Annotated in this window: 4 protein-coding genes; 3 read left to right on the top strand and 1 reads right to left on the bottom strand. The window is 66.3% G+C overall.

Annotated features, from left to right (window positions below):
• The coding region (locus tag A5652_RS11830) for an MBL fold metallo-hydrolase (RefSeq protein WP_197513928.1) at positions 1 to 661 on the bottom strand (661 nt) is incomplete at its 3' end.
• Between the two features lie 150 nt (positions 662 to 811).
• Between A5652_RS11830 and A5652_RS11825 the strand changes: the two genes are divergently transcribed.
• The 3 genes from A5652_RS11825 to A5652_RS11815 form a co-directional block, all read left to right on the top strand.
• A complete protein-coding gene (locus A5652_RS11825; protein ID WP_067350910.1) occupies positions 812 to 1,579 on the top strand; it encodes a 1-acyl-sn-glycerol-3-phosphate acyltransferase in 768 nt (255 codons plus the stop codon).
• A 6-nt stretch (positions 1,580 to 1,585) separates the two neighbouring features.
• Positions 1,586 to 2,341, top strand: a complete 756-nt coding sequence (locus A5652_RS11820) for a 1-acyl-sn-glycerol-3-phosphate acyltransferase (protein ID WP_067350907.1) — start codon at positions 1,586 to 1,588, stop codon at positions 2,339 to 2,341.
• Between the two features lie 14 nt (positions 2,342 to 2,355).
• A partial coding sequence (locus A5652_RS11815) for a 1-acyl-sn-glycerol-3-phosphate acyltransferase (protein WP_197513927.1) occupies positions 2,356 to 2,590 on the top strand: 235 nt, incomplete at its 3' end.

Below are 2,590 nucleotides of genomic sequence, written 5' to 3'. Positions count from 1 at the left end.
CCGGCCACGTCGCCCCGACCTGGGCGAGGTACTGGCGGGCGCGGTCCATCTGCCGTTGCCGCTTCTGGACGCCGAACGACTCCTTGGCGCGGGCCGGCATGTCATAGACCATCGGGTACCAGATGGCCCCGGAGTACTGCAGCAGGTGCACATCGATGTGCCCGAACTCGGACGTCAGCACGTCCAGGTCCACCGGCCGCGCGTCGTTCATGTTGAAAACCGTTGTCGCGCCGTCGGAAACCAGCAGAGCCGAGTCACCGATCGGGCCGTCGGCCGGCGCCCGCAGGGCGATGATCATGACGTCAAGGTCGCCGCCCGCGCCGCCGAGCCGGTGCTTGACCGAGTCGCTGGTCTCGAAGAACCGGTGAAAACCCAGCTTCTGCAACTCATTTCGCAGATCGGGCACCGGGAAGTCCGGCAGCAACACCACCGCGTCCTTGTTGACGTGCTCGGCCAGATTCTTAGCGTCGAAGTGGTCCTTGTGCAGGTGTGACACATACAGGTAGTCGCAGTCACCCAGTTCGTCCCAGTCCAGGGTGCTGTTGTCCGGAAACGGGAACCAGGACGCGAAGTACGCGGGGTTGACCCAGGGGTCGCAAAGGATGCTGCCCGCTTGGGTCTGGATCAGAAATCCGGCGTGGCCGACGCTGGTGACCTGCACTGATACCTTCCTGGGGCCGGTAGAAGGCCGTTACGGCCTCGGCCGCCGATGACGGCTTTTCAGCCCCCGAGCTTAGCGCGAGCGGGCACCCTCGGCCCGCCACCGCCGTCCGGTGACGGCGCACGGCGGGGAGCATTAGGCTGAGGTGCTGTGGAACCGGTTTACGGGACTGTCATTCAGCTCGCCCGCCTGGTGTGGCGCGTCCAAGGTCTGAAAATCACGATCGCGGGTGTGGAGAACTTGCCGAAAAGCGGCGGTGCGGTGATCGCCATCAACCACACGGGCTACCTGGACTTCACCTTCGCGGGATTGCCGGCCTACAAGCAGGGCCTGGGCCGCAAGGTGCGGTTCATGGCCAAGCAGGAGGTCTTCGACCACAAGATCACCGGGCCGATCATGCGCAGCCTGCGGCACATCTCGGTCAATCGGCAAGACGGCGCGGCGTCGTTTGAGGCCGCGGTCCGGAATCTCAAGGACGGTGAGCTGGTCGGCGTCTACCCCGAAGCCACGATCAGCCGCAGCTTCGAGATCAAGGAATTCAAATCGGGGGCCGTCCGCATGGCCGTCGAGGCCGGCGTGCCGATCGTTCCGCACATCGTCTGGGGCGCCCAGCGGATCTGGACGAAGGATCACCCCAAGAAGCTGTGGCGTCCGAAGGTTCCGATCACGGTGTTGGTCGGCGAACCGATCGAGCCGACGTTGGGCATCGAGGAACTCAAGGGGCTGCTGCATTCGCGCATGCAACATCTCCTGGAACGCGCGCAGGAGATGTACGGGCCGCACCCGGCCGGCGAATTCTGGGTGCCACACCGGTTGGGCGGAGGCGCTCCGTCCCTGGCGCAAGCGGCCCAGCTGGAGGCCGAGGAGGCGGCCGCCCGGGCGGCTCGGCGGGCCCGGTCCGCAGGGGCGCCGGAGTAGTAATCGATGGTGGAGCCGACCTTCCGCGCCTTGGAGCTTCTGGCTCATCTTTTGGTGAAGGCCACCGGCACCAGGATCACCTTCAACGGTGAGGAGCACATCCCCGAGCGGGGCGGCGCCGTGGTGGCGATCAACCACACCAGCTATGTCGACTTTCTGCCCGCCGCCCTCGCCGTGCACCGCCGGGGACGACGGCTGAGGTTCATGATCAAAGCCGAGATGCAGCAGGTCAAGCCCGTCAATTTCCTGATCAAGCACACCCGCACCATCCCGGTGGACCGCGGCGCGGGGGCGGGCGCCTATGCGGTGGCGGTGCAGCGACTACGCGAAGGTGAGCTGGTGGGCGTGTATCCGGAAGCCACGATCAGCCGGAGCTTCGAGCTCAAGGAGTTCAAGTCCGGCGCCGCGCGGATGGCGATCGACGCGGACGTCCCGATCGTGCCGGTGATCGTCTGGGGAGCGCAGCGAATCTGGACCAAGGATCACCCGCGGAATGTGGGCCGCGCGAAGATACCCATTACTGTGCAGGTAGGCGCGCCGGTTCGGGCGCGCGAAGACATCGCGCAGACCGACGCTGCCCTGCGCGACTCGATGACCACCTTGCTGCATCGGGCGCAAGAGCACTATCCGGGCGAGCCCGGAGCGTATTGGATGCCGCACCGGCTGGGCGGCGGAGCGCCGACCCCGGCCGAGGCCGCTCGCATGGAGGCCACCGAGGCGGCGGCTCGATCGGCCAAAAAAGCCGACCACCCGCCGCAGTAGGCGAAGGAGAAGGCATGCCCGAGGGGTTTTACCGGTTGGGGGAATGGATCGTCCCGCCGATGGTCGCGATGCAGGGCACCAAGTTCACCTATCACGGCCTGGAAAACATCCCCGCGCGCGGCGGCGCCTTGCTGGCCCAAAACCACACCAGCTACCTGGACTGGCTGCCGACGCTGATGGCCGTCCGTGAGCGCCGGCGGCGCGCGTACTTCATGATCAAGGCGGAAATGGCCGACGTGAAGGCGGTCA

The organism is Mycobacterium sp. 1165178.9 (assembly GCF_001673555.1).
Lineage (GTDB): Bacteria > Actinomycetota > Actinomycetes > Mycobacteriales > Mycobacteriaceae > Mycobacterium.
This window is presented reverse-complemented; position numbering and strand designations above follow the sequence as displayed.

Excerpts from the sequence above, each read along its gene's own strand:
- A5652_RS11820 (WP_067350907.1), top strand. The coding sequence starts at position 1,586 with ATGGTGGAGCCGACCTTCCGCGCCTTGGAGCTTCTGGCTCATCTTTTG.